The 23,710-nt window shown below is 40.8% G+C and carries 18 protein-coding genes and 1 other annotated feature; of the genes, 2 read left to right on the top strand and 16 right to left on the bottom strand.

Features of this window, described 5'->3' with window-relative positions:
• Positions 1-114: 114 nt before the first annotated feature.
• Positions 115-1,353 carry a bifunctional folylpolyglutamate synthase/dihydrofolate synthase gene (locus tag ACFQ38_RS02430; RefSeq protein WP_381479695.1) on the bottom strand — a complete coding sequence of 413 codons (1,239 nt, stop codon included), beginning with the start codon at positions 1,351-1,353 and terminating at the stop codon, positions 115-117.
• Positions 1,354-1,414: 61 nt separating this feature from the next.
• On the opposite strand from ACFQ38_RS02430, the gene ACFQ38_RS02425 reads away from it, so the two are divergent.
• On the top strand, positions 1,415-2,281 hold the full coding sequence (locus ACFQ38_RS02425; RefSeq protein ID WP_381479694.1) for an ATP-grasp domain-containing protein: 867 nt from the start codon (positions 1,415-1,417) through the stop codon (positions 2,279-2,281).
• The gene (locus ACFQ38_RS02420) at positions 2,278-3,072 is read left to right on the top strand and encodes an ATP-grasp domain-containing protein (RefSeq protein WP_381479693.1); all 795 of its coding nucleotides are present in this window, start codon (positions 2,278-2,280) and stop codon (positions 3,070-3,072) included. Before ACFQ38_RS02425 ends, ACFQ38_RS02420 begins: the two co-directional genes overlap by 4 nt.
• A 17-nt stretch (positions 3,073-3,089) precedes the next feature.
• Here ACFQ38_RS02420 and ACFQ38_RS02415 read toward each other — a convergent pair whose 3' ends face one another.
• The 15 genes from ACFQ38_RS02415 to ACFQ38_RS02345 form a co-directional block, all read right to left on the bottom strand.
• Positions 3,090-5,735, bottom strand: coding sequence for a valine--tRNA ligase (locus ACFQ38_RS02415; protein ID WP_381479692.1), 2,646 nt, complete (start codon positions 5,733-5,735; stop codon positions 3,090-3,092).
• A 70-nt stretch (positions 5,736-5,805) separates the two neighbouring features.
• Positions 5,806-6,025, bottom strand: a binding site (T-box leader).
• A 241-nt stretch (positions 6,026-6,266) separates the two neighbouring features.
• The gene (locus ACFQ38_RS02410) at positions 6,267-7,283 is read right to left on the bottom strand and encodes a cell envelope integrity protein TolA (protein ID WP_381479691.1); all 1,017 of its coding nucleotides are present in this window, start codon (positions 7,281-7,283) and stop codon (positions 6,267-6,269) included.
• A gap of 225 nt (positions 7,284-7,508) precedes the next feature.
• Positions 7,509-8,801 carry a glutamate-1-semialdehyde 2,1-aminomutase gene (gene hemL, locus ACFQ38_RS02405; RefSeq protein ID WP_336824473.1) on the bottom strand — a complete coding sequence of 431 codons (1,293 nt, stop codon included), beginning with the start codon at positions 8,799-8,801 and terminating at the stop codon, positions 7,509-7,511.
• Between the two features lies 1 nt (position 8,802).
• Positions 8,803-9,783 carry a porphobilinogen synthase gene (hemB, locus tag ACFQ38_RS02400; RefSeq protein WP_381479690.1) on the bottom strand — a complete coding sequence of 327 codons (981 nt, stop codon included), beginning with the start codon at positions 9,781-9,783 and terminating at the stop codon, positions 8,803-8,805.
• Positions 9,783-10,547 carry a uroporphyrinogen-III synthase gene (locus ACFQ38_RS02395; protein ID WP_381479689.1) on the bottom strand — a complete coding sequence of 255 codons (765 nt, stop codon included), beginning with the start codon at positions 10,545-10,547 and terminating at the stop codon, positions 9,783-9,785. Before ACFQ38_RS02395 ends, hemB begins: the two co-directional genes overlap by 1 nt.
• Positions 10,540-11,469, bottom strand: a complete 930-nt coding sequence (hemC, locus tag ACFQ38_RS02390) for a hydroxymethylbilane synthase (RefSeq protein WP_381479688.1) — start codon at positions 11,467-11,469, stop codon at positions 10,540-10,542. Before hemC ends, ACFQ38_RS02395 begins: the two co-directional genes overlap by 8 nt.
• Positions 11,470-11,587: 118 nt before the next feature.
• Positions 11,588-12,418 carry a cytochrome C assembly family protein gene (locus ACFQ38_RS02385; protein ID WP_336824477.1) on the bottom strand — a complete coding sequence of 277 codons (831 nt, stop codon included), beginning with the start codon at positions 12,416-12,418 and terminating at the stop codon, positions 11,588-11,590.
• A 44-nt stretch (positions 12,419-12,462) separates the two neighbouring features.
• Positions 12,463-13,815, bottom strand: a complete 1,353-nt coding sequence (gene hemA / locus ACFQ38_RS02380) for a glutamyl-tRNA reductase (RefSeq protein WP_336824478.1) — start codon at positions 13,813-13,815, stop codon at positions 12,463-12,465.
• A 228-nt stretch (positions 13,816-14,043) separates the two neighbouring features.
• Positions 14,044-14,625: a ribosome biogenesis GTP-binding protein YihA/YsxC gene (gene yihA, locus ACFQ38_RS02375; RefSeq protein WP_336824479.1), complete on the bottom strand. Its 582-nt coding sequence runs from the start codon at positions 14,623-14,625 to the stop codon at positions 14,044-14,046.
• Positions 14,622-16,943, bottom strand: a complete 2,322-nt coding sequence (gene lon / locus ACFQ38_RS02370) for an endopeptidase La (protein ID WP_336824480.1) — start codon at positions 16,941-16,943, stop codon at positions 14,622-14,624. Before lon ends, yihA begins: the two co-directional genes overlap by 4 nt.
• 122 nt (positions 16,944-17,065) lie before the next feature.
• Positions 17,066-18,331, bottom strand: coding sequence for an ATP-dependent protease ATP-binding subunit ClpX (gene clpX, locus ACFQ38_RS02365; RefSeq protein WP_336824481.1), 1,266 nt, complete (start codon positions 18,329-18,331; stop codon positions 17,066-17,068).
• Positions 18,332-18,743: 412 nt separating this feature from the next.
• Complete coding sequence (tig, locus tag ACFQ38_RS02360) at positions 18,744-20,030, bottom strand: trigger factor (RefSeq protein ID WP_336824482.1); 1,287 nt, start codon at positions 20,028-20,030, stop codon at positions 18,744-18,746.
• 110 nt (positions 20,031-20,140) lie between these two features.
• Positions 20,141-21,088 (bottom strand): DUF3196 family protein, encoded by a 948-nt coding sequence (locus tag ACFQ38_RS02355; protein WP_336824483.1) that lies wholly within the window; start codon positions 21,086-21,088, stop codon positions 20,141-20,143.
• A 687-nt stretch (positions 21,089-21,775) separates the two neighbouring features.
• A complete protein-coding gene (locus ACFQ38_RS02350; RefSeq protein ID WP_381479687.1) occupies positions 21,776-22,234 on the bottom strand; it encodes a GyrI-like domain-containing protein in 459 nt (152 codons plus the stop codon).
• A gap of 196 nt (positions 22,235-22,430) precedes the next feature.
• Positions 22,431-23,183 (bottom strand): aminoglycoside adenylyltransferase domain-containing protein, encoded by a 753-nt coding sequence (locus ACFQ38_RS02345; RefSeq protein WP_381479686.1) that lies wholly within the window; start codon positions 23,181-23,183, stop codon positions 22,431-22,433.
• Between the last annotated feature and the right edge of the window lie 527 nt (positions 23,184-23,710).

Here is a 23,710-nt window from a genome sequence, read left to right as displayed (position 1 = left end):
TCCAATCGTGCATTTTACCGCCGGTTTTTATAACGAAATGTTATGTACTCTATTCGTTTTAAAGGTAGCTTATAAGGTGGGTTAAAATGGAACTACTTCCAATGCCCAATTTTCCTATAATTCTAATCTTATATGAGTATGGTTCAAAAGTCCAGCTAAAAGATATAGTGAACCTGCAACTATTTTCTTCTTTCCGTTGATTGTTTTTAGGATGATAGTTTCATCATTTGATATTTCCGCTCTTTTCACTGGATGATTACAGCAAGCTAATAGCATTTCCGTTGAAGCTGCTGAAGGATGAGAAAATGGTAAAAAAGTAAATGATGAAGCCACTGGAATCAGTTCATCCAATGTAGCTCTTATATCTTTAGTTGATAGCATTCCAATGACAAAATCCACTTTTTCGCCAGGAAATTCTTTCCGAATTGTCTCTGCTAATACTTTTGCCGCTGCAGGATTATGTGCACCATCCAAAAAGATATTCGGCGCGACTTCTTGAAAGCGGAAAGGCAATTGCGCCTGTTCAACTGCTTTCACAATTTTATCGTTTTGTAGCGGAACATTTGCCGACAGCAATGCTTGAATTGCAACCGCACAATTCATCCCTTGATGCGGGCCCTTCATCCTTCTATTTTGCAAAGGTATTTGCCTGCTACCACTGAATATTTCCGTTTCATCCATGCACATTTTAAAATCTGTGCCATACAACAGCAAATTACTTTGTTCCAAAAATGCTTTCTTTCTTATAACCTCTTCTGCCTCCCTCGGCAATTCTCCTGCAATTACAGGAACAGTCTCTTTTATTATTCCAGCTTTATGCTTTGCAATTTCACGAATCGTATTACCTAAAAACGATTCATGATCCTTTGCGATTGTAGTAATAACTGAAACAATTGGCGTAACGACATTTGTACTATCCAAAGTACCGCCCATTCCACATTCTAACAATACATAATCCGGTTTATTGCGCTCAAATGCTACGAAAGCAGCCACTGTCAGCAATTCGAAATCAGTTAATAGTCCACTTACCCCCGCCTCTTTCATCTTTTCAAAAGAACGCTCCATTTCCTCCTGGCGAATAGGTCTACCATCGAAGCGTATTTGGTCGTGCACATCATACAACGCAGGAGAAGAAAAAACACCTGTTTTATACCCATGCTCTTTCAACATCGCTTCCATGAAAGCAATTGTTGAGCCTTTGCCGTTTGTGCCAGCAACGTGGATGATGCGAAGATCCTTTTCCGGGTTACCCGCATTTTCCAAAGCCTTTCGCATGCTATCCAAACCAGGTTTTATTACACTAACACTATCTATTTGAAAGCGCTCTTTATAGTCATTCAATTTAGGAATCAAAATGTCCACTCCTTATGTTAAAATCAGCTTAGGTAATTATATCATGGCGGGAGGGATACGGATGAAAGATTGTTGGGTCATTTATAACGGCAGCTTGACGAGCGACAAATTCCGGGATCAGGCGGAGCTGCTGGCTGAAGCAGCTGAACGTGCGGGTTTACGTGCATTCATTAAAAAAAATTATGAAGTACTTATGGATGTACAAAGCGGATTAGAAGAACGTCCCGATTTCGTCGTTTTTTTAGATAAAGATATTTTATTGGCAACGTTTTTAAAAAACGAAGGAATCCCTGTATTTAATGATCCAGAGGTGATCGAAACTTGCGATAATAAAGCGAAGCAATATATACAATTAGCTAAAAATGGCATTCGAATGCCAAAGACGATCATTGCTCCAAAAGTATATCCCGCATTTACAATTGCGCAATCCGGCTATTACGAAAGAGTACTGGAGACGTTATCCCTTCCTCTAATCATAAAAGAAGGACACGGTTCTTTCGGCATGAAAGTCTATTTGATTGAAACCGAAGAACAATTCTACAATAAAGTGGACGAGTTAAGAGGTGTTGATTATGTCTTCCAGCAATATATTGAAACGAGTAAAGGAAGAGACATTCGCGTAAACATCGTCGGTGGAGAAATTGTGGCGGCGATGCACCGTGCTTCTGAGACGGATTTCCGTGCCAATATTACGAATGGCGGTACAGCTACTGTCATCGAACTGACAGAGGAGCAGAAGGATTTGGCCATACAAGCAGCAGCTGCGGTCGGTGCTGAGTTTGCGGGAGTGGATTTGCTTTTCGGAGAAGATGATCGCCCCCTATTATGTGAAGTAAATGCCGCAGCACATATACGAAATATTTATAATGTGACGGGCATTAACGTCGCGGACAAAATGATTGAATATATTATAGGTAAATTATCATGAAAGGCTATCTTTATTATACAGCGTATGAAGCGGAACGTAATTCCGGCTTCATTGATGAAATGTACAAATGCGCCAAGAAAGCAGACATAACGCTCCGTTTACTTGTCGAAGGCAAAGAACCTAATCGTGATGCAGATTTTATCCTATTTCGCGATCGTAATTCTTCCCTTTCCAAGAGATGGGAGTCTGAAGGTTTTAGAGTTGTGAATCGATCTGAAGTGAATGCCATTGCGAACAATAAATTGAGAACATATGAATTGTCAACAATATTAGGGATCCCAACGATCCCAAGTAAAAAAATTTTATCCACTGCAAATATACATGGCTATCCGGTCGTTCTAAAAACAGTGAACGGCCATGGCGGCAACGAAGTTTTCCTTTGTCACACGCAAGAACAAGCGGATGAATTTTTCACAGCTTTTCATGATAAAACAGCAATTTGTCAGCCATATATTGAGTCAAACGCCCAAGACGTTCGTGTTTTCATGATTGGTAACGATGTTGTAGGCGCTGTAAAACGGAAAGGGAATGATTCATTCAAATCAAATTATACTTTAGGCGGCTCAATCGAAAAGTATTCTCTTTCTGAATGGCAAGTTCGTCAAGTGCAAACGATCGCTAAAGCATTGAAAAGCGATTATATCGGTATTGACTTTCTTCTGCTTCCGGACGGCAGATGGGTGTTGAATGAAATCGAAGATCCCGTTGGTGCAAGATCACTTTACAAAACGCATGATTTTTCAATTGCTGAAAAGCTGATCCAGTATATACAAAAATCCCTGTCGCAATGACAGGGATTTTATAGTCTTTAAATTTCTTGAAGCTCTTCAATACGGCGTTCAACAGCCGCCTTTTTCTCTAAATAATCCTTTTCTTTCGCGCGTTCTTCAGCTACAACAGCTTCTGGAGCTTTTGAAACGAAACGTTCATTTGACAGCTTCCCTTGAACCCGTTTCACTTCGCCTTCCCATTTCGCCAATTCTTTTTTCAAACGTTCGATTTCTTCATCAATATTCAACAATCCTTCAAGCGGCAAAAATAGCTCGGCTCCTGTAATGACTGCCGACATCGACTTTCCTGGTGGTGTAATCGCAACTCCGATTTCAAGTGTTTCCGGATTACAGAAGCGCTCAATATAATTACGGTTGGTTTCCAACACGTTAACTGTCGCTTCGTCTTTTGCAGCGATGTAAAGCGATACCTTTTTGCTCATCGGTGTATTCACTTCCGCTCGTATATTGCGGACTGCATGAATTAAATCGACCAATAGCTTCATGTTGGAAGCCTTCGCTTCATCTGTCAAAGCAGGATCTGCTACAGGCCATTTTGCTACCGTTATCGATTCGCCATCATGCGGGATGTTTTGCCATATTTCTTCTGTAATGAATGGCATCATTGGGTGCAATAAACGCATCGTGTTGTCCAATACATATGCAAGTACGGAACGAGTCGTCTTTTTCGCAGCTTCGTCATCGCCGTACAATGGCAATTTCGCCATTTCTATATACCAGTCGCAGAAATCATCCCAAATGAAATTGTACAATGTGCGTCCAACTTCACCAAACTCATATTTGTCAGCAAGCTTCGTTACTTGCTCAATCGTTTCATTTAATCGAGTTAAAATCCAAGCATCCGCTACGGATTTTTCGCCTGACAAATCGATTTCGTCATATGTCATGCCATCCATATTCATTAAAGCGAAACGGGACGCATTCCATATTTTATTTGCAAAGTTCCAAACTGCTTCCACTTTTTCAGTAGAATAACGCAAATCTTGACCAGGAGATGAGCCTGTCGTTAAGAAATAACGCAAGGCATCTGCGCCGTATTGATCGATGACATCCATTGGGTCTACACCATTGCCAAGTGATTTTGACATTTTACGTCCATCTTCCGCACGTACAAGTCCGTGGATTAAAACATCATCAAATGGACGTTTCCCCGTGAATTCAAGTCCTTGGAAAATCATGCGAGACACCCAGAAGAAAATGATGTCATATCCTGTCACTAAAGCGTCTGTTGGATAATAGCGTTTAAATTCTTCATTGTCGACATCCGGCCAGCCCATCGTAGAAAACGGCCATAATGCAGAGGAGAACCATGTATCCAATACATCTTCGTCTTGATGATAATTTTCGGCATCTTCAGGTGCCTCGTGGCCAACGTAAATTTCGCCAGTCTCTTTATGATACCAAGCCGGAATGCGATGGCCCCACCATAATTGACGTGAAATACACCAATCATGAATATTTTCCATCCAAGTTAAGTAGGTCTTTTCAAATCGTTCCGGTACAAAATTGACTTTTTCATCAGTCTCCTGAAGCTTAATCGCTTGTTCTGCAAGAGGTGCCATTTTTACGAACCATTGCGTGGATAAGTATGGCTCGACAACAGCCCCACTACGCTCTGAATGACCTACGGAATGTAAATGATCTTCAATTTTAAATAATACACCCATATCCTGCAAATCTTTAACGATTGCTTTCCTGCACTCAAAGCGGTCCATCCCTTCATATTTGCCAGCACGTTCATTCATTGTGCCATCTTCATGCATCACTAAAACGCGTGGAAGATTATGGCGGTTACCTATTTCAAAGTCGTTCGGGTCATGTGCAGGCGTAATTTTAACAGCCCCACTTCCGAATTCCATATCTACGTAGTCATCAGCAACGATCGGGATTTCTCGACCAACAATCGGCAACTTCACCATTTTTCCAATGAGATGTTTGTAACGCTCATCTTCTGGATGAACAGCAACAGCCGTATCGCCTAACATTGTTTCGGGGCGAGTTGTCGCGATTTCAATGCTACCCGTTCCGTCAGATAGTGGGTAACGCATATGATAGAATGCACCCTGAACATCTTTATGGATAACTTCAATATCGGAAATTGCCGTTTTTGTTGCCGGATCCCAGTTAATGATGTATTCGCCGCGATAAATGATCCCTTTTTCATACAATTTAACGAACACTTCACGAACTGCTTTTGACAGCCCCTCATCTAATGTAAAACGTTCACGAGAATAGTCGAGCGATAGCCCTAATTTAGACCATTGTGCGCGAATATGGCTAGCATATTCCTCTTTCCATTTCCATGTTTCTTCAAGGAATTTTTCGCGGCCTAAGTCGTAGCGCGTTTTGCCATCTGCACGGAGCTTTTCTTCAACTTTCGCTTGAGTAGCAATCCCTGCATGGTCCATACCCGGCAGCCAAAGAGCATCGTAGCCTTGCATTCTTTTCATTCGAATGAGAATATCTTGCAAGGCCGTGTCCCAGGCATGGCCTAAGTGGAGTTTACCTGTTACGTTCGGTGGTGGAATGACGATCGTATACGGCTCTTTGCCACTTTCAGGCTGCGCTTTAAAAAACTCACCTTTGAGCCACCATTCGTAGCGGCCTGCTTCGATTGACTTCGGATCGTACTTTGTCGGCATCGAAATGTTTTCTGTTGACATCTGAATTCCTCCTTTTTCATAAGACGTTGTTTTGTGAATGAACGGTGAAAATAAAAAAACTCCGTTCGCCTAAAAGGACGAAGGAGTTGTTCGTGGTACCACCTTTATTCGTGCATGGAAAAGCCACGCACCTCAATCACAAATAACGGCTTCTAACCGGCTTCCGCTACTATTTGTTCACGGAAACTGCTCCCGGGTGACGTTCGGCAAATCTTTTATAGGCACCTTCCACCATTGGCGCCCTCTCTTGAATAAAAGATGTTGCTTACTATCCCGATCAATGCATCATTATACAGTTATCCATATTGTATATGACGAGTAAGGTTACCGTCAAGTACACTATCTATATGAAAGGATGGGAATATGAGAAAAGGCTATAACCCATATTTATTGCCACCGTGGCTCCGAAAAACAAGATTTTATTGCAAAAACATTATTATACCAATCGCCGTTTTTCAGCTCATTCGGCTATTGTTCGTGCCGACGACCGGAGACTTTTTACTGCTTTGCCTTCTATGCGGCCTTGCATTTTTACTGTACAAAAACATCATTTGAACGGAATGACGTCGTACTCCATTCATCAGGCAACCCCGCAATGTATGACAGCATATCGTCATAGTCGCCGTATGAACTGCTGTCATGCATTGCGACCACGTTAACTGTTGGAGCATTTGAAGTTCCAGCAGCAATCGGCTGTTCAGCTCCTTTTTCAGCATCCAGTACTGTCAAATTGGCTACCTCTTCATTCGGTTTCGTCTTATTGACAGTCGTTTCTTTTTTAGTTTCAGCTTGTTCCGAATGATTACTCATTACCTCTGTTGTATCTGCCTTATTTTCGGTTTCTGAGGTCGGTTGTGCAACAGCGGTTTCTTTTGCATCGCTTTCTTGCTTAGTGACAGATTCTTCTTTTCGTGCGCTTACTTGTTTGGCAACGGCTTTTTCTTTCGTCTCTGTCTCTAGTTTTGCGGTGGCATTAACATTAGGCTCATTCTTTTCTCTAACGGTTACTTTGTCCTCCGGCTCACTCTTTTCTTTGGCAGTCAATTTGTTCTTCAGCTCAATCTCCTGTTGAGATGTGTCTTTAGCTTGAGGTTCGACTTCTTGCTGTGCTACTGTTTTCTTTTCTGTCTTCTCTACTAGCTTATCTTCCCTCCCATCGACATAGGAACAGTTGACATTCCATACAATTTTAAAAGCTCCCTGATCATCAATCGTTGTCTTCACATCTTTTGCGGTCAATTGCAGTGGGGCCTGAACTTCTGCAGGCAAATCGACATGGAGCGGCACCGCATATTCAAAGTATCCTTTTTGTCCATCTAACTCTACATCATCGATATAAACATATGAATCCGATAAATCCTCCGCACGCTGACCTTCTTCAAAATCAATTTTTGCAGCGATATGGTAAATGCCTGTCAAACGCACAGCCTCTTCTGATCGCTTTTCCGTAAAACCAGCTTTTACCCTTATCGTGTCCGTGTGCTTTGGCAATCCTATCTCAGGAGGAAAATAAAAAACCTCCTCCATTTTCCACTCTATATTCTTCAACTGTCTCCCTCCCATAATCATTCATTTGCTATGATATGCATAGACAATTGTGAATAGAATGCGCCAAAGTCAATTTCAGAGGAAAAGCCCATATAAATGGTGGTTTACTGGCGTAGTTCCTATCTTCACCATCAAGGTCAATTAAAAACTCATTTGATCGAATCAATGTCATTATAAAAACACCTTTTCCTCAACACAAAAGAGGAAAAGGTGTTTCAAAGTAAATTATCTTGACAACTGCTCAAATACTTTATGGAAAGCAGCCACTGTTTTTGTGATATGCTCTTCAGTGTGCGCAGTCGATAAGAACATGCCTTCAAATTGGGATGGCGGTAAGAAAATGCCTTCGTCAGCCATCAAACGGTAATATTCTGCAAACAAGTTAAGGTCTGCTGTTTTTGCTTGATCGTAATTAAATACTTTTTCGTTCGTAAAGAAGAATCCGATCATTGATCCTGCACGGTTGACAGTGTGTGGGATATTGTATTTTGAAGCTGCTTCTCTGAATCCGGCCTCCAATTGGTCGCCCAATTTCATGAAATATTTATAGGAGTCAGGTGTCAATTGCTTTAAAGTTTCAATGCCTGCTGTCATCGCAAGTGGGTTACCAGACAAAGTGCCTGCTTGGTATACTGTTCCCGCCGGAGCGATCTGCTCCATAATTTCACGTTTGCCTCCGTAAGCGCCGACAGGCAGTCCGCCGCCGATTACTTTCCCAAGGCAAGTTAAATCAGGCGTAATGCCAAAATAGCCTTGTGCACAATTATAGTCTACACGGAAACCGGTCATTACTTCATCGAAAATAAGTAATGAACCATTTTTCTCCGTCAATTCACGAAGCCCTTCAAGGAAACCCGGCTCCGGAGGAACAACGCCCATATTACCCGCAACCGGCTCTACGATCACTCCAGCGATATCATCGCCGAATTGATCGAACGCCACTTTTACACTTTCAAGATCATTGTAAGCGACCGTAATCGTATTTTTCGCGATGCCCTCTGGGACACCAGGGCTGTCAGGCAAACCAAGCGTAGCAACGCCAGATCCAGCTTTAATGAGCAATGAATCTCCGTGGCCATGGTAGCATCCTTCAAACTTCAAGATTTTATTTCGGCCCGTATATCCGCGTGCTAAACGCAACGCACTCATCGTCGCCTCTGTACCAGAAGATACCATCCGAACAACTTCGATGGACGGTACCCGATCAATGACGATTTCCGCTAATTCATTTTCCAATAAAGTTGGTGCACCGAAGCTTGTTCCTGTTTCAGCTACCTTTTTAATGGCCTCCACCACTTGATCATTCGTATGCCCTAAAATGAGGGGACCCCACGAAAGGACATAATCGATGTATTCATTGCCATCGATATCACGAATCATTGGGCCTTTACCGCTTTCCATGAAAATCGGATCCATATTGACCGATTTGAATGCACGGACAGGTGAATTCACACCACCTGGTAGTAACTTTACTGCTTCCGCAAAAGCAGCTTTCGATTTTTCGTAGCTTTTTGCCATTTCATTTCTCCTCCAGCCAACGTGCAGCATCTTTGGCATGGTATGTCATGATGAGGTCTGCGCCCGCACGTTTCATACTTATCAATGTTTCTAAAACAATTTGTTTCTCATCTACCCAGCCATTTTGAGCAGCAGCTTTTACCATTGAATATTCTCCGCTTACATTATAAGCAACAACTGGCAATAGCACATTGTTTTTTACATCTCTCATAATATCCAAATAAGATAAGGCAGGTTTTACGATAATGAAATCCGCACCTTCGTTAACATCGGAATCCGCTTCCCGAAGTGCTTCCAAACGGTTAGCAGGATCCATCTGATATGTTTTTCGATCGCCGAACTGAGGTGCTGAGTCCGCCGCATCACGGAACGGTCCGTAATATGCAGATGCATATTTCACCGCGTATGACATAATCGGAATATCTTCAAAGCCTGCCGCATCCAACGCTTGTCTAATTGCAATGACGAATCCATCCATCATATTGGATGGCGCGATAATGTCTGCTCCAGCTTTCGCTTGGCTGACAGCCGTTTTTGCCAACAAGTCGAGGGATGGATCATTTAGTACTTTTTCCCCGTGAACAATTCCACAATGCCCATGATCTGTATATTCACATAGGCACGTATCTGCAATAACGACTAATTGCGGGTATTTTTCTTTAATTAATCGCGTTGCTTTTTGGACAATCCCTTCATCATCATATGCGCCAGTTCCTTCAGCATCTTTCTCTTCAGGAATGCCGAATAAAATAACAGATGGAATGCCTAATGCAACAACTTCATCCACTTCTTCCATAAGTCGATCCAACGAAAATTGGTGAATACCCGGCATTGAATTAATTTCGTTTTTAATGTTCTCGCCTTCAATGACAAAAATCGGATAGATAAAATCCTCTTTATGCAAAGAGGTTTCCCTTACCATTGCACGCAATGTATTTGAATTACGCAACCGGCGATTGCGGCGAAATTGCATCTCGTTCATCATAATCCTTCCTTTCGTCTCGCCAATGCATTGACGAGGTCAATAAGTGTATATGTTTCGGGTTTAACATCAACTCGAGGGGCACCTGCTTCGATAAGCGCTTGTTCGGTAACATGTCCGATTGCACAAATCGTAAATCCTTCCCATCCCCTACTAGCAGCAATTGCTTCCGCAAATATGTGGACTGCCGACGGACTTGCAAACAGTATGTTAACGCTTGTTGCTTCATCCAATATATTTAAAATTTTTCCAATCGAAGATAATTGCTTTTCAGTTTTGTAAACAGTCCATTCAACTACATGGAAAGGCAATTCTTCCTTGATCAAACTTCCAGCCAAATTGCCGCGTAAGAAAAGCACATTCAATTGCCTATTTGTTTCAGGCTGAAATTGCTTTACGAATGTGTCCGCACTAAATACAGTCGGAATAAATGATACGTTAAAACCGATTTTCTCTAAAGCCGCCGCAGTTTTTGTACCGACCGCTGCGATTTTTGAATGGATTAAATCGGCAGAAAAGCCGAAACGGAGCATCTTTGCCCGAAATGCTTCCACTGCACTCTGACTGGTGAAAATTAACCAATCAAAATGAGAGCATTCGTTCATTTTCCGTTCATCATCAGCCTCTTCAATTTCAGCAACTTGAATTAGCGGCAAAGAGATTGGCGTTCCGCCGTATTGCTTAACTAAGTTGAAAACTTCAGGAGATTTAGGGGTTCCTGTAAATAAAACCGTCTCTCCGAAAAGCGGACCTCTATCACGCATCCATTTCCGCCTTCACTTTCTCGATCACTTCGGCAGCTCCTTCGGCACGTAACGCCTTCGCAATTGTTCGGCCAATTTCAATTGGATCAGTGCCGCTGAATGTTTTCTTAAAGATTTGCTTTGCATCAGGAGAAGCAATAAAACCTGTCATTTCGAGCTTATCGCCTTCGTATGCAGCATATCCAGCAATTGGAACTTGGCATGAACCGTCCATTTCGGATAAGAAGGTGCGCTCTGCTTCAACAGCTTCACGTGTCTCTTCATCATTCAGTTTTTGAAGTTCGGACAACAGCTCCTCATCATCGCTTCGGCACTCAATCGATAGAGCTCCCTGACCGACAGCAGGAATGCAATCTTCAATCGACATATATTCCGTTACGACGTCATCACTCCAACCCATCCTTTTCAAGCCGGCTGCAGCAAGAAGAATTGCATCGTATTCACCATCTTGCATTTTTTTCAAACGTGTATCGATATTGCCTCGGATCCATTTAATTTCCAAGTCCGGGCGCAACAACAGTAATTGCGAACTTCTTCGGAGGCTGGACGTCCCAACCACTGCGCCGACAGGCAAATCCATAAACTTGACATGTCCGTTGGAAATAAAGGCATCACGCGCATCTACACGCTTAGGAATGCAACCAATCGTAAGGCCTTCAGGCAAAACAGCCGGCATATCCTTCATGCTATGTACAGCAAAATCAATTTCTTTATCAAACAGGGCCTGCTGAATTTCTTTTACGAACAGTCCCTTTCCTCCCACTTTGGAAAGCATGACGTCCAAAATCTTATCGCCTTTTGTGACAATCTCTTTTACTTCAAATTCAAATGGCGCTCCCGCAGCCTTCATTTGATCGATGAACCAATTCGTTTGCGTCAGCGCCAATTTACTTCTTCTGGAACCTACAATTATTTTTCTCATTAAACTCTTCCTTTCAACCAATTGCGCTACGGCATCCTCACATATAAACGTCGGCGTTTTTTATCACCCATATGCTGCCAAAAGCGAATTTCAAAAGAATATTATTTGCTCATTACTGTTACATCCAAAAATGAAATTGCGATAGCTTGCTGCCCAAGAAGAAATTGATAATGATAAATAGAAATGAAAAAATATTCGCCCATGCAAAATCATTCACCGACAGTCTGCCACTTCGCTGTAGAAATAATACGAAACTATAAATAATAATTAAGAAAAAAGATCCAATAATTTTTACATCTAAAATGGACCACTTATCCAAAACGATATTTGCCCATTGCGTTCCTAAAATGAGGCTGATCAGCAATACAGGAATGCCGATATAGATGGATACTTTCATCCCCACCATCGATTGTTGCAAAGAGGGCAGTCTCGTAAAACGACTCGTCCATTTTTTGTTTTTCAGCATGTTATAAACGAGCAAATATAATACTGCAAAAACGAAAGACATTGCAAATGCCGCATAGGAGAGGATAGCAAATGTAATATGGATAAAGAGCAGTTCTGAAATGAGTGAATGCTCGATCGTCGTCTGGCCAGCTTGTGATGGTGTAAATGTATGGATTGTCATAAAAATAAAGCCGATTACATTTAAAAAGAAAACAGCAAAACCGACTCTGTAGAACGCCTGGAGAATCATAGACAACGATATGAGAAGCCAGGCATAAAAATAAATGCCCTCATAAAGGGAGAGGACGGGAAACCTTTTCATTTCAATTACTTGAGCAATTAAGAATCCACTTTGCATCAAATAGACGACCAGCAGAATCCAAAAGGCACTGCGGTGAGCAACCCGGTCTTTATTTAAATAATCGATGAAATAAAAGACGAGGCTCACCGCGTATAAAACAAGCATCACTTCATGAAATCTTGCCATAGTCATTTCCGCCATGATGCATTCTCTGCCTTTCCAGCTTTACCATAAAGCGATATGGCTTAAAATTGATAGTCAGGCTCATACGTAATTTTTTTGTCATTTACCGAATGTTGCTTTTCAGTTTTCTCAACTTCTTCTTGCATAGAAATTTGTTCCAATCCGAAAATCTGCTTAAACAAAGCCATTTTTTCACTTGCTTGTGGATCCAATGCCAATTCTTTCGCTTGGAGAATTGGATCTTTCAACATTTGGTTGACAATCGATTTCGTATGTTTGTTAAGCAATTTCTTTTCACGGGCCGTCAAATTCGGCATTTTGTTTTCGATGCTTTCCATTGTTTCTTGCTGAATGGAAAGTGCTTTTTCACGCAAAGCGGATATTACAGGAACAACGCCAAGTGTTGCAATCCATTCCTTAAACTCGGCTACTTCTTGTTCGATCATTACGCCGATTTCATCCGCCGCCCGCTTGCGTTCTGCCAAGTTGGCTTCTACAATTCCTTGTAAATCATCGATATCATACAGGAAAACATTTGGAAGTTCACCAATTTTCGGATCTAAATCGCGCGGTACTGCGATATCGACCATGAAAAGTGGTTTGCCTTTCCTTAGTTTTTCTACGAATTGCATTAATTCATAATCGATGACGAAATCTTTCGCCCCTGTCGAGCTAATTAATATATCCGCCTCTAAAAGGGTGCATTGTAATTCTTGCATAGGCTTGGCCACTCCGCCGAAACGATCAGCCATTTCAGCTGCCTTTTCAAAAGTACGGTTAATGACCGTCACTTTTTTCGCTCCACTGCCACGCAAGTTTTTAATAGCAAGTTCGCCCATCTTCCCTGCACCTAAAATCGCTACATGCTTATTGTTTAAACTGCCGAAGATTTTTTTGCCTAATTCGACTGCAGCATATGAAACAGAAACCGCATTCTCGCCAATAGCTGTTTCTGAATGGCCGCGTTTTGCAAGTGTAATCGATTTTTTGAACAGTTCATTGAAAACTGTTCCTGTTGTACCGATTTCTTGAGCTTTCAAGAAGCTATCCCGGACTTGCCCTAAGATTTGTGTCTCTCCTAATACCATCGAATCGATCCCAGCTGTCACTCTCATCAAATGTTCAATCGCTTCGTCGTTCTCATAAATGATCAAATGAGGCGATAATTCTTCAATGGACATGCCGAACCAATTCGCTAAGAAACGCTTAACATAATACCGCCCTGTGTGGAGTTGGTCAGCAACGGCGTAAAGCTCTGTACGATTGCAAGTCGATATGACAATATTTTCTAATATACTTTTTTCAGATTGCAGCATTTGCATCGCTTTTGGCAATTCAGCTTCTACAAATGATAATTTTTCCCTAATTTCAACCGGTGCAGTTCTATAGTTGACACCGACTACGATTGTATGCATTAGGTGTTCACACCTCTCACGTTCTTATTTCTGGTCATAATTATAACATACTTTCCTGCCGAATTTAAGTTTATAATGTGAACAACATTTGAATTTATAGGGTTTGTGGACGATTTTTAGAATAATTATTATTAGATAAAGAAAATTATATAATAGTCAATATGCATTTAAAAGACAGATAAAAAAATGGTCCGGATGAGAGTGGTTACCCATCCGGACATTTCATTGTTACATTCGACTTTCTATTTCACGCCATGCTTCTTCCATCCCGATACCTTTCTCTGATGAAAAAAGGACAAGTGGATCTCCCGCACGCATTTGCAATTCTTCCCGGACTATTTTTTTATGCTTTTCCCATTTGCCTTTTGGGATCTTATCCGCTTTTGTCGCTACGACAATCGTTGGGATATTATAATGCCCTAAGAAATCATACATCATGCAATCGTCCTCTGTTGGAGGGTGACGCAAATCGACAATTAACAGGACAGCTTTTAATTGTTCTCTGCCAGTCAAATACCGCTCGATCATTTTGCCCCAAGCTTCACGTTCCGACTTGGAAACTTTTGCATAGCCATACCCTGGTACATCGACAAAAAAGAGCTGTTCTTCGATTTTATAAAAATTCAATGTTTGCGTTTTTCCGGGTTTAGAAGAAGTTCTTGCTAAGCTTTTCCGGCCAATCATTTTATTGATGAAAGATGATTTTCCGACATTCGAACGACCTGCTAACGCAAATTCCGGAAATCCATCCTCTGGATATTGCTCCGGTTTCACTGCGCTTATTACAATTTCCGCGTGATTGACTTTCACTTTAAAGCCCCCTCTATCGCGATCGAAATGACCTCTTCCGCGTCAGAAACGAACCTGAAAGTCAACTCGTTACGCACACTTTCTGGTATTTCTTCAATATCTCGTTCATTATCGATCGGTAAAATGATCGTTGTCAAGCCTGCACGGTGTGCACTTAACGTCTTCTCTTTCACTCCGCCAATTGGCAATACTCTGCCACGAAGCGTAATCTCACCAGTCATGCCGACTTCTCGGCGAATTGGGCGTTTCGTCAATGCAGATACCAATGCAGTCGCAATTGTCACCCCAGCGGAAGGACCGTCTTTTGGCACTGCTCCTTCGGGAACATGGATATGAATATCATTCGATTCATAAAAATCAGCGTCAATTCCGAAATCACCTGCTTTTGATCGGACATAGGATAACGCTGTCTGTGCGGATTCTTTCATGACATCGCCTAATTTGCCGGTCAAGATGAGTTTTCCCTTCCCCGGTGATAATGAAACCTCTATTTGCAAAGTATCGCCGCCAACTGCAGTGTAGGCAAGACCTGTTGCGACGCCGATTTGATTGTTTTCTTCTGCTTGTCCATAACGGAATTTCTTTTTGCCCAATAGGCTTTCAATTGTACGCGGGCTAACTGTAATGCTCTTTTGCTCTCCTGTTACAATAAGCTTTGCAGCTTTCCGGCAAATGCGGGCGATTTCCCGTTCTAACCCCCTGACGCCGGCTTCTCGCGTATAATGACGCACTACGCTCATGATCGCTTCGTCTTGAAAACGGACTTGCGCTTTCGTTAAGCCGTGTTCTTTCAGTTGTTTCGGTATTAAATGGTTTTTGGCAATTGCCTGTTTTTCAAGCTCTGTATATCCCGCAATATTGATAATTTCCATACGGTCACGCAATGGCCCCGGTATCGAACTTAGATCGTTGGATGTTGCAATGAACAGAACATTCGATAAGTCGTACGGCTCCTCGATATAATGATCACTGAATGTGCTATTTTGTTCTGGATCCAACACTTCTAACATCGCTGAAGAAGGATCTCCTCTAAAATCATTGGACATTTTATCGATCTCATCCAAAAGGAAAACAGGGTTGATTTTTCCTGCTTTTTTCATTCCTTGAATGATTCTTCCCGGCATCGCTCCTACATAAGTACGGCGATGTCCACGAATTTCCGATTCATCACGTACGCCACCTAAAGAGATTCGGACAAACTTTCTACCTAAAGATTCAGCAATCGATTTTGCCAATGAAGTTTTACCGACACCTGGCGGTCCGTCCAAGCAAAGGATTGGACCGCGCAACGAGTTTGTCAATTGTCTTACCGACAAGTATTCTAAAATACGCTCTTTAACGGTTTCCAAACCTTCATGATCACGGTTTAAAATCTTTTCTGATCGTTTAATATCCAAATGATCTTTGGATGCTACAGCCCAAGGCAACGAAACAAGCCAATCAATATAATTTCTAATTACACCGCTTTCTGCAGAAGCAGATGGCACTTTTTCATAGCGATCTAATTCCCTCAGCGCAACCTCTTTTACACCTTCAGGCATATTCGCTTCTTCAATTCGCGCGGTAAGCTCTGCAACCTCTAAACCTTTACCGTCTTTATCTCCTAATTCAGTTTGAATCGCTTTCATCTGCTCACGGAGATAGAACTCTTTTTGCGTTCTCTCCATCGCTTCTTTGACCCGCTCATTAATTTTGCGCTCTAAGTTCAAAACTTCCTGCTCATTGTAAAGACGGCTAATTAGCCATTCCAGACGTTCTTTAACGTTCGTCATTTCAAGAACTTCTTGTTTAGCCGACAGCTTCAGCGGCAAATGAGATGCAACCATATCGGCTAATCTTCCCGGCTCAGTGATAGATGCAACGGAATCATACGTTTCTTTAGAAACCCGTTTTGAAATCTTGGAATACTTTTTGAAATACGTAAGCAAAGTCCTCATAAGGGCCTCGCTTTCCGCATCCAACTCTTCATTGTCGGACATTTTTTGGACATCCACAACAGGATATAAATCTGCTTCTTCATAATTCGACCATTTCGCCCGATCGAGTCCTTCAATTAAAACCCGATACGTTCCATTAGGAAGTTGAGTCATCGATTTTACAGAAGCTATAATTCCTACCTTGTATAAATCATCCATTTCAGGGTTTTCAATACTTGTATCCTTTTGAGTCGCTAAGAAAATCAAATGATCTTGTGCAATTGCATGTTCAATTGCAAATACGGAGCGCTCTCTTCCAACGTCAATATGTAAAATCATTGTCGGGTAGACTAACATTCCGCGAAGTGGCAATAAAGGTATGTTTGTTTTTTTATTTTGCATGCGGAAGTCACCTCCATTATGTTATGTATGTCCAATTCAAGCATGGTCTATAAGTTAAGAAAAGCTGACAACCGACGAGCGAAACGTTCGCATCCTCGGCGTCAGCTTTATTCCTGCAGGCATCATGCCGTGTTTTTCTCTTGATCGAGATCAAGCTGTGAGCCATCTTCCCGATATAGCAATGGACTTGCCTTTTTCAAAACTGCATCTTTTGTAATGACGCATTCTGTAACTTCTTCAAGCGATGGGAGTTCATACATAATATCTAACATGATATTTTCAATGATGGAACGCAAACCACGTGCACCTGTTTTACGTTCGATTGCCTCTTTCGCAATTTCATTGAGTGCATCTTCTTCAAAACGAAGATTGACACCGTCCATGCCTACCATCTTTTGGTATTGTTTCACGATCGCATTTTTAGGAACCGTTAAGATTTGATAAAGCGTCTCTTCACTTAAAGGTTCCAAAGTTGCAATAACCGGCAAACGACCAATGAACTCTGGAATAAGGCCGAAACGTTGTAAATCTTCAGGGATCAACTTTGATAGCAACGCCTCTTCAGCGTCTGCAGTTTCATTGTTCGTACCGAAGCCAATCACCTTTTGGCCTGTGCGGCGTTTGATAATGTCTTCGATGCCGTCAAATGCCCCGCCGACGATAAATAGAATGTTCGTTGTATCAATTTGCAAGAACTCCTGATGAGGGTGTTTGCGGCCGCCTTGCGGAGGCACACTCGCAACCGTACCTTCAAGAATTTTTAATAAAGCTTGTTGAACGCCTTCACCTGACACATCACGAGTAATGGATGCATTTTCGGATTTACGGGCAACTTTATCAATTTCGTCGATATAAATGATGCCTCTTTCAGCGCGATCAATATCGAAATCCGCAGCTTGTATCAGCTTCAAAAGGATGTTTTCAACATCTTCGCCGACATAACCAGCCTCAGTAAGGGATGTAGCGTCCGCTATTGCGAATGGAACATCCAAAATCCGAGCTAATGTTTGCGCTAACAACGTTTTACCGCTACCTGTCGGCCCAATCAAGACGATATTGGATTTTGAAATTTCCACGTCATCAATTTTACTGTTCGTATTGACACGTTTGTAATGGTTATAAACAGCTACTGCTAAAGATTTTTTCGCTCGATCCTGCCCGATGATATATTCATCCAAAATACTTTGGATTTCACGTGGCTTTGGAACATCTTTCAGCTCGAAATCCTCATCTAGGCCAACCTCTTCTTCAACGATCTCAGCACATAACTCTACACATTCATCACAAATATATACACCTTGACCAGCGACAAGCTTTCTTACCTGGTCTTGGGTTTTTCCACAGAAAGAACAACTCAGGTTATCTTTTTCATCATTAAATTTGAACATCAAGCTCACCCCTATTCAAGTGACAATCTTACAAGATTCCCCCGTTTTAATCAACTAATTAGAATTAACTCTCTCCCAAGAAGAATGACCTATTCAATTTATATTATACCTCGGAACTCCTCTATGCAATTCCTTTAAAACAGAAACAATTCCTATTACAACTGTCGGAATATTCGTGAATAACATACACTTGAATAGGAGCCATTTAAAATTGAACTCTTTTTTTGAATTCAAACTTTATAAAGCATTCGTCGGACATTCTGAAAGTAAAGTTGAATAACAGATCTTGGAATGAATTCAAAACACCTTTATATTTATTTTATCAAATTTAAAAGCTATAATGTTCATTCAGCTTACTTTAGTTAAGAAAAACAAGGTACGGTCTTCCGTACCTTGTCGTATTCATCTGCTATTATTCAGTAACTTTTGCGTTTTCCACTAAGAATTCAACTGTTTTGTTGAAACGAAGATCATTCTCAAGAACTTGTGTGCCACCTAAAGTTTGCTTGATTTGATCGATTTCCATACCGAATTGCTCAGACATTTTTTGAAGCTCCTCGTTGATCTCTTCTTCAGTCACTTCAATGTTTTCTTCTTTACCGATTGCTTCCAATGTAAGGGAAACTCTTACACGGCTAAGTGCATCGTCTCTCATTTGAGCGCGCAATGCATCTTCGTCTTGACCAGAGAATTGGAAGTAAAGGTCAAGGTTCATGCCTTGCATTTGCAAACGTTGTGCAAAGTCATTCATCATACGGTCAACTTCAGAATCAACCATAACTTCTGGAATGTCCATTTCTGCATTTCTTGCTGCTGCTTCGACTAAGTCGTCACGCAATGCAGTTTCAGAAGCAGCCTTCTTTTCTTCAGCAGTTTTTTCTTTCAATTTGCTGCGAAGTGCATCCAAGCTTTCCACTTCTTCATCGATTTCTTTTGCAAGCTCATCGTCAAGTTCAGGAATTTCTTTTGATTTGATTTCATTTACTTTCACTTTGAACACTGCAGGTTTACCTGCTAATTCAGCAGCATGGTATTCTTCAGGGAATGTCAATTCGATATCTTTCTCTTCGCCCATTTTCATGCCTACCATTTGCTCTTCGAAACCAGGGATGAAAGAGTTCGATCCGATTTCAAGATCATAGCCTTCTGCTTTTCCGCCTTCGAATGCTTCTCCATCAACAAATCCTTCGAAATCCAAGTTGACAGTATCGCCATTTTCGACTGCGCCGTCTTCTTTAACGACCATTTCAGCAAAAGCTTGCTGGCGGTCTTTTAATTGCTCTTCGATTTCTTCATCTGTTACTTCAGTTTCTTGACGTTTCACTTCAAGACCTTTGTAGTCGCCCAATTTCACTTCAGGCTTCAATTGAATATGAGCTTTGAAAATAAGTTCTTTTCCTTTTTCCATTTGCTCTACATCGATTTCAGGCTGTGCAATTGGCTCTACTTCTGCTTCGTCAAGCGCATTGCTGTAAACTTCTGGAAGAATAATGTCAAGCGCATCATTATAAAGCGCTTCTACACCGTACATTCTTTCAAACATTTTGCGTGGCATTTTTCCTTTGCGGAACCCAGGTGCTTGAACTTGTTTCACCACTTTTTTGAACGCTTCATCAAGTGCAGCATCGACTTTCTCTGCTGGCACTGTTACTGTTAATATCCCTTTATTGCCTTCTTCTTTTTCCCATTTGACTGACATGTAAAAACCTCCGAATCATTATCAACAATATATTTTCGCACGTGTATACGTCATTTACAACCATTACAGTATATCATAGTCTTTCGATCTTTCAACAGATTTACGAATTCTCACCGGTCCGTTTCTTGATCGATATGTCGGATGAATGTACACAGGTCATTACATTCAATTTGATTCCCCGAAAACATGCTATGTATGTATTGTGCATATGCTTTTGCAACCTCTTCTGTCGAATAGCCATCCCACGAAAAAGGGTAATCTAAAATACCATACTTTTGTACAGCTTCAATTGCTAATTGCAACATGGAAGGATCTTTTTCAAATTGCACACCTAACAAATCGAGGACTTCGGCAGTTCGTTCGTCTTGATTTGGCAAAGCAATCTTCGAAGGGATTACCGTTTTCTCTCTGCCGAATTTTTTCACGGTTACCGGTTGCTCGTACTCTACCTGATAAAGTAATACGAGTGCAAAGGTAACAACTAACGGTCGCAATTCTTCTTGTTCAACAATTTGCGCTATAACGGGAATTGCAGATGTAATGTCTCCGCTTTCCAATGTTGAAAGCATATTTTGCTGCATTTCAACCGGTTGTTCAAGGAACTCCTCCAATGTGAAGGTTTCTTGGTGAAAACGGGTTTCATCAGGTGTATAGCGATCAGATAGTCTTTGATTTAATTGCCTTAAATAGTTAAACTTATTCACCATTTCTTCTGGAATGGCATCTTCTTCGAACAGCGCATCAATTGCCATCTCCACTTCATCGTACAATTGCAGTTGAATACTAATCGCAAGATATAATTCCATTGCATCTATATAATTCGCAGTGCCGCTCTGCAACAACTTCTCCGCGATCTCTTTTGCCTTGACAAAATCCTTCGTCTCATACAGAGCAACCGCATATGGTGCTAAGTAGCTTTGATGGTCAGTATCGAAGCGATAAACTTGTTCAAAGGCTTTAATGGCACGTTCATAATCCCCATCCTCTACAGCATCCAAACCTTCATCAAGCAATCTTTCCAATGAACCAGGAAAAAGAATTACATTATCTCTCTTCATTAATCTGCCGTATTTACGCCTTTTCAGTGCTTACACCCTCTTTCACCCAACTACACTATGTGCACTCAGGTTCATTCAAGTAACTTCTTCTCCTTCCATTATAATGTGGAGATTTCACTAATTTATGTTCACTATACCATATCCCTTTTTACAACTAAAAATGTATTCATTTCTATAGGTTATTTGACAGCATTCTTACTATTATATAATAAGGTTCTATTTCAACTTCAAAAACAATACTTGCTTTGTAGAAACTCACTTCAATTTGCTGAGTTTATTAGATACACAACACTTTGTTTTGCCGATCAATTTTTTTCGTATACAGATTTAGTCAAGTGTGGCTGTATGCGTAAGAATGGAACTGCCGCAATCGCTATTCATATAAACGATTACGGCAGTCAAATGGTTTCTTTTATTTGCAAGCAGTAGTTTATAAATGAGGTTTTTACTTACCTATTACAAAAAGGTCATTTACAGCTTTCTTCTTTTGAATAATCACTCTTTGAATTGCAGCTAATACTTTTTCTTCAGCGTGGACTTCTACTATATAAATTACTTGCCTCAAACTGCCTCTTATCTACAAAACCAAAATATTCAACGAGAAAGCATAAGCAAAACCTGCCGTTAAATTAAATTTCAAGCAACAGGCTTTATTCGCGGCAATATTGGTGCTTCCAATTCAACACGTCACTCAATTGTATCCCATAGTTCCATATCTACATTTTCAATATCTGTCCAACTATAATACCTTTCAATATGCCATCTATTTTTTAGCCTTCTATAGTTTTCATTTTCAATCCAATTATGCAAGTCATCATATAGACCCATTATTTCCGAATTATTCCCTCGGTGCCTTACAATTGCATACTTTTGCGCCGGTACAGTTAAAGCAACCATATCAGCTGGAATTTCTTTAAACTCCTCCACTTCAACGCAAACCCAGTATCCATCCGTCTCAGCATTTTCAGGTTCCACTACAAACGCACCCATTTGAACATCCGGATTGATAACATGCTGAATTTCGTCAACACGATCATTTAATCGCAAAGATGCTTTAGGTATTTCAGTAATAAATTGATCGCCTTCGCACATCACTCGGAACCCGACTAACTTCATTTCATTGCCCTCTTTAATTTGAACTTCCATCATTACTCCCCCTTTATATACCAAACAAGTGTGTATACCCTTTCCCTTCACAGTATATCAATAATTGAAATAGTATAAAATTTTTATTTGATTCTTTCTAAAGTATTATCCTGACTTGAGCAACGACCATCAAAGCTGTTGGTCGCCTTGCACTAAGCGAACAATAACTAAATTTCATTTGCAAGACATTTTCTATTTAATCGAAAATCAATTTATACATATACCTACTGAACTCCATTAATTGCTCACCATCAAATGCGCACTCTTCGTTTGTTTTATAATTTCTTAAAGCCGTTGAAATTATAGGACTATATCTATGATCAAGATTTTGAATGCCCCACATCCCACCTTGTTCTTTCGATAAAATTAACCGATCATGCTTATAGGCATATACACGACATAAATTAAGAATAATGTAAACTGGGCGCTCAAAAATCTCATTTTCCGCATTAGCGATATCGAATCGTATGCTATCTATATAATCATTTTCCGGTATAACCCCAAATACGTCATCAATCGGCTTTCCAAAAAGAGTGAGGCCAACATTTTTAATAACTGTAAAATGGGCAGCTAAATCTTTATCTGTTCCGTTCATCGTTTCACTATATGACGTAATATCAGCCAAACATTGCTGCATGTGCAGTTTTGAATAGTGAAGTACGAAAGGTGTAGGATAAGCAAAATTTTGACATGAGTCTAAAAGTACAACACTCATTTCAAAACCATTCGCAGGTGACACACTTGATAATTTCAATAACACATTGATTAACGCGATCTTTTCTTCAAGTGACGGGGATTCATCAACAACAACGATAAAATCAATATCACTTTTATTCGGATTAAAGCAGCCAAATGCAATTGATCCATGAACGTAAATGCCTACTAAGTTATTCCGTAGTATTTTCTGATACTCATTTGAAATTTTATCCAATGTTTTTTTCGGATCCAATTGAACTTCACCCCCAAAATGAATTTGTAGTATGTATCATTGAATAGTTGCGACCTAAAAATAGAACTGTATCTATTATAAATTATTTGAAACATACACAACATCTCCTGTTCCAATTGATCCTGCCAAACACTGTTTATTTCATCTGTAATACAAGCACATGTAATTTTTCATAGCCAATACGATAGGTATTGGTGCGACCAGTATGCCACGACAGCAAAAATCGGAACGGAGTTTCTTTTGTGTATGTCCAAGAGGCTTTCAGTGTATTGTGCGAGGTTTCAAACGAGAGATTAATTGGTTCCACTATGTCTAACTCGAAGTAAAAAGCATCAAACGTATATACTAATAGCTTCCATCTTTACAAACCGATTTTCGTTAAATAAAAAAGAACGCCCGAATAGGACGTTCTTTCAGACTGTAGAGGCTGTCCAATAAGTCCCTAAAATAGAACAGGTGGCGAAAAACGAATCGTTTTTCGCCACCTGTTCTTGTATTTTTCTCATTCAATACTGAAAGTAGCTCGC

Origin of the sequence: Sporosarcina contaminans, from assembly GCF_042679045.1 — a bacterium.
Taxonomy (GTDB): Bacteria; Bacillota; Bacilli; order Bacillales_A; family Planococcaceae; genus Sporosarcina; species Sporosarcina contaminans.
This window is presented reverse-complemented; position numbering and strand designations above follow the sequence as displayed.

What these genes read in the sequence shown, in the direction of transcription:
- hemB (WP_381479690.1), bottom strand. Translation starts at nt 9,783, where the DNA reads ATGAACGAGATGCAATTTCGCCGCAATCGCCGGTTGCGTAATTCAAAT.
- tig (WP_336824482.1), bottom strand. Translation starts at nt 20,030, where the DNA reads ATGTCAGTCAAATGGGAAAAAGAAGAAGGCAATAAAGGGATATTAACA.
- clpX (WP_336824481.1), bottom strand. Translation starts at nt 18,331, where the DNA reads ATGTTCAAATTTAATGATGAAAAAGATAACCTGAGTTGTTCTTTCTGT.
- hemC (WP_381479688.1), bottom strand. Translation starts at nt 11,469, where the DNA reads ATGAGAAAAATAATTGTAGGTTCCAGAAGAAGTAAATTGGCGCTGACG.
- hemL (WP_336824473.1), bottom strand. Translation starts at nt 8,801, where the DNA reads ATGGCAAAAAGCTACGAAAAATCGAAAGCTGCTTTTGCGGAAGCAGTA.
- ACFQ38_RS02415 (WP_381479692.1), bottom strand. Translation starts at nt 5,735, where the DNA reads ATGTCAACAGAAAACATTTCGATGCCGACAAAGTACGATCCGAAGTCA.
- hemA (WP_336824478.1), bottom strand. Translation starts at nt 13,815, where the DNA reads ATGCATACAATCGTAGTCGGTGTCAACTATAGAACTGCACCGGTTGAA.
- ACFQ38_RS02395 (WP_381479689.1), bottom strand. Translation starts at nt 10,547, where the DNA reads ATGCGTGATAGAGGTCCGCTTTTCGGAGAGACGGTTTTATTTACAGGA.
- ACFQ38_RS02425 (WP_381479694.1), top strand. Translation starts at nt 1,415, where the DNA reads ATGAAAGATTGTTGGGTCATTTATAACGGCAGCTTGACGAGCGACAAA.
- ACFQ38_RS02420 (WP_381479693.1), top strand. Translation starts at nt 2,278, where the DNA reads ATGAAAGGCTATCTTTATTATACAGCGTATGAAGCGGAACGTAATTCC.
- lon (WP_336824480.1), bottom strand. Translation starts at nt 16,943, where the DNA reads ATGCAAAATAAAAAAACAAACATACCTTTATTGCCACTTCGCGGAATG.
- ACFQ38_RS02355 (WP_336824483.1), bottom strand. Translation starts at nt 21,088, where the DNA reads ATGAAGAGAGATAATGTAATTCTTTTTCCTGGTTCATTGGAAAGATTG.
- ACFQ38_RS02385 (WP_336824477.1), bottom strand. Translation starts at nt 12,418, where the DNA reads ATGGCGGAAATGACTATGGCAAGATTTCATGAAGTGATGCTTGTTTTA.
- ACFQ38_RS02350 (WP_381479687.1), bottom strand. Translation starts at nt 22,234, where the DNA reads ATGGAAGTTCAAATTAAAGAGGGCAATGAAATGAAGTTAGTCGGGTTC.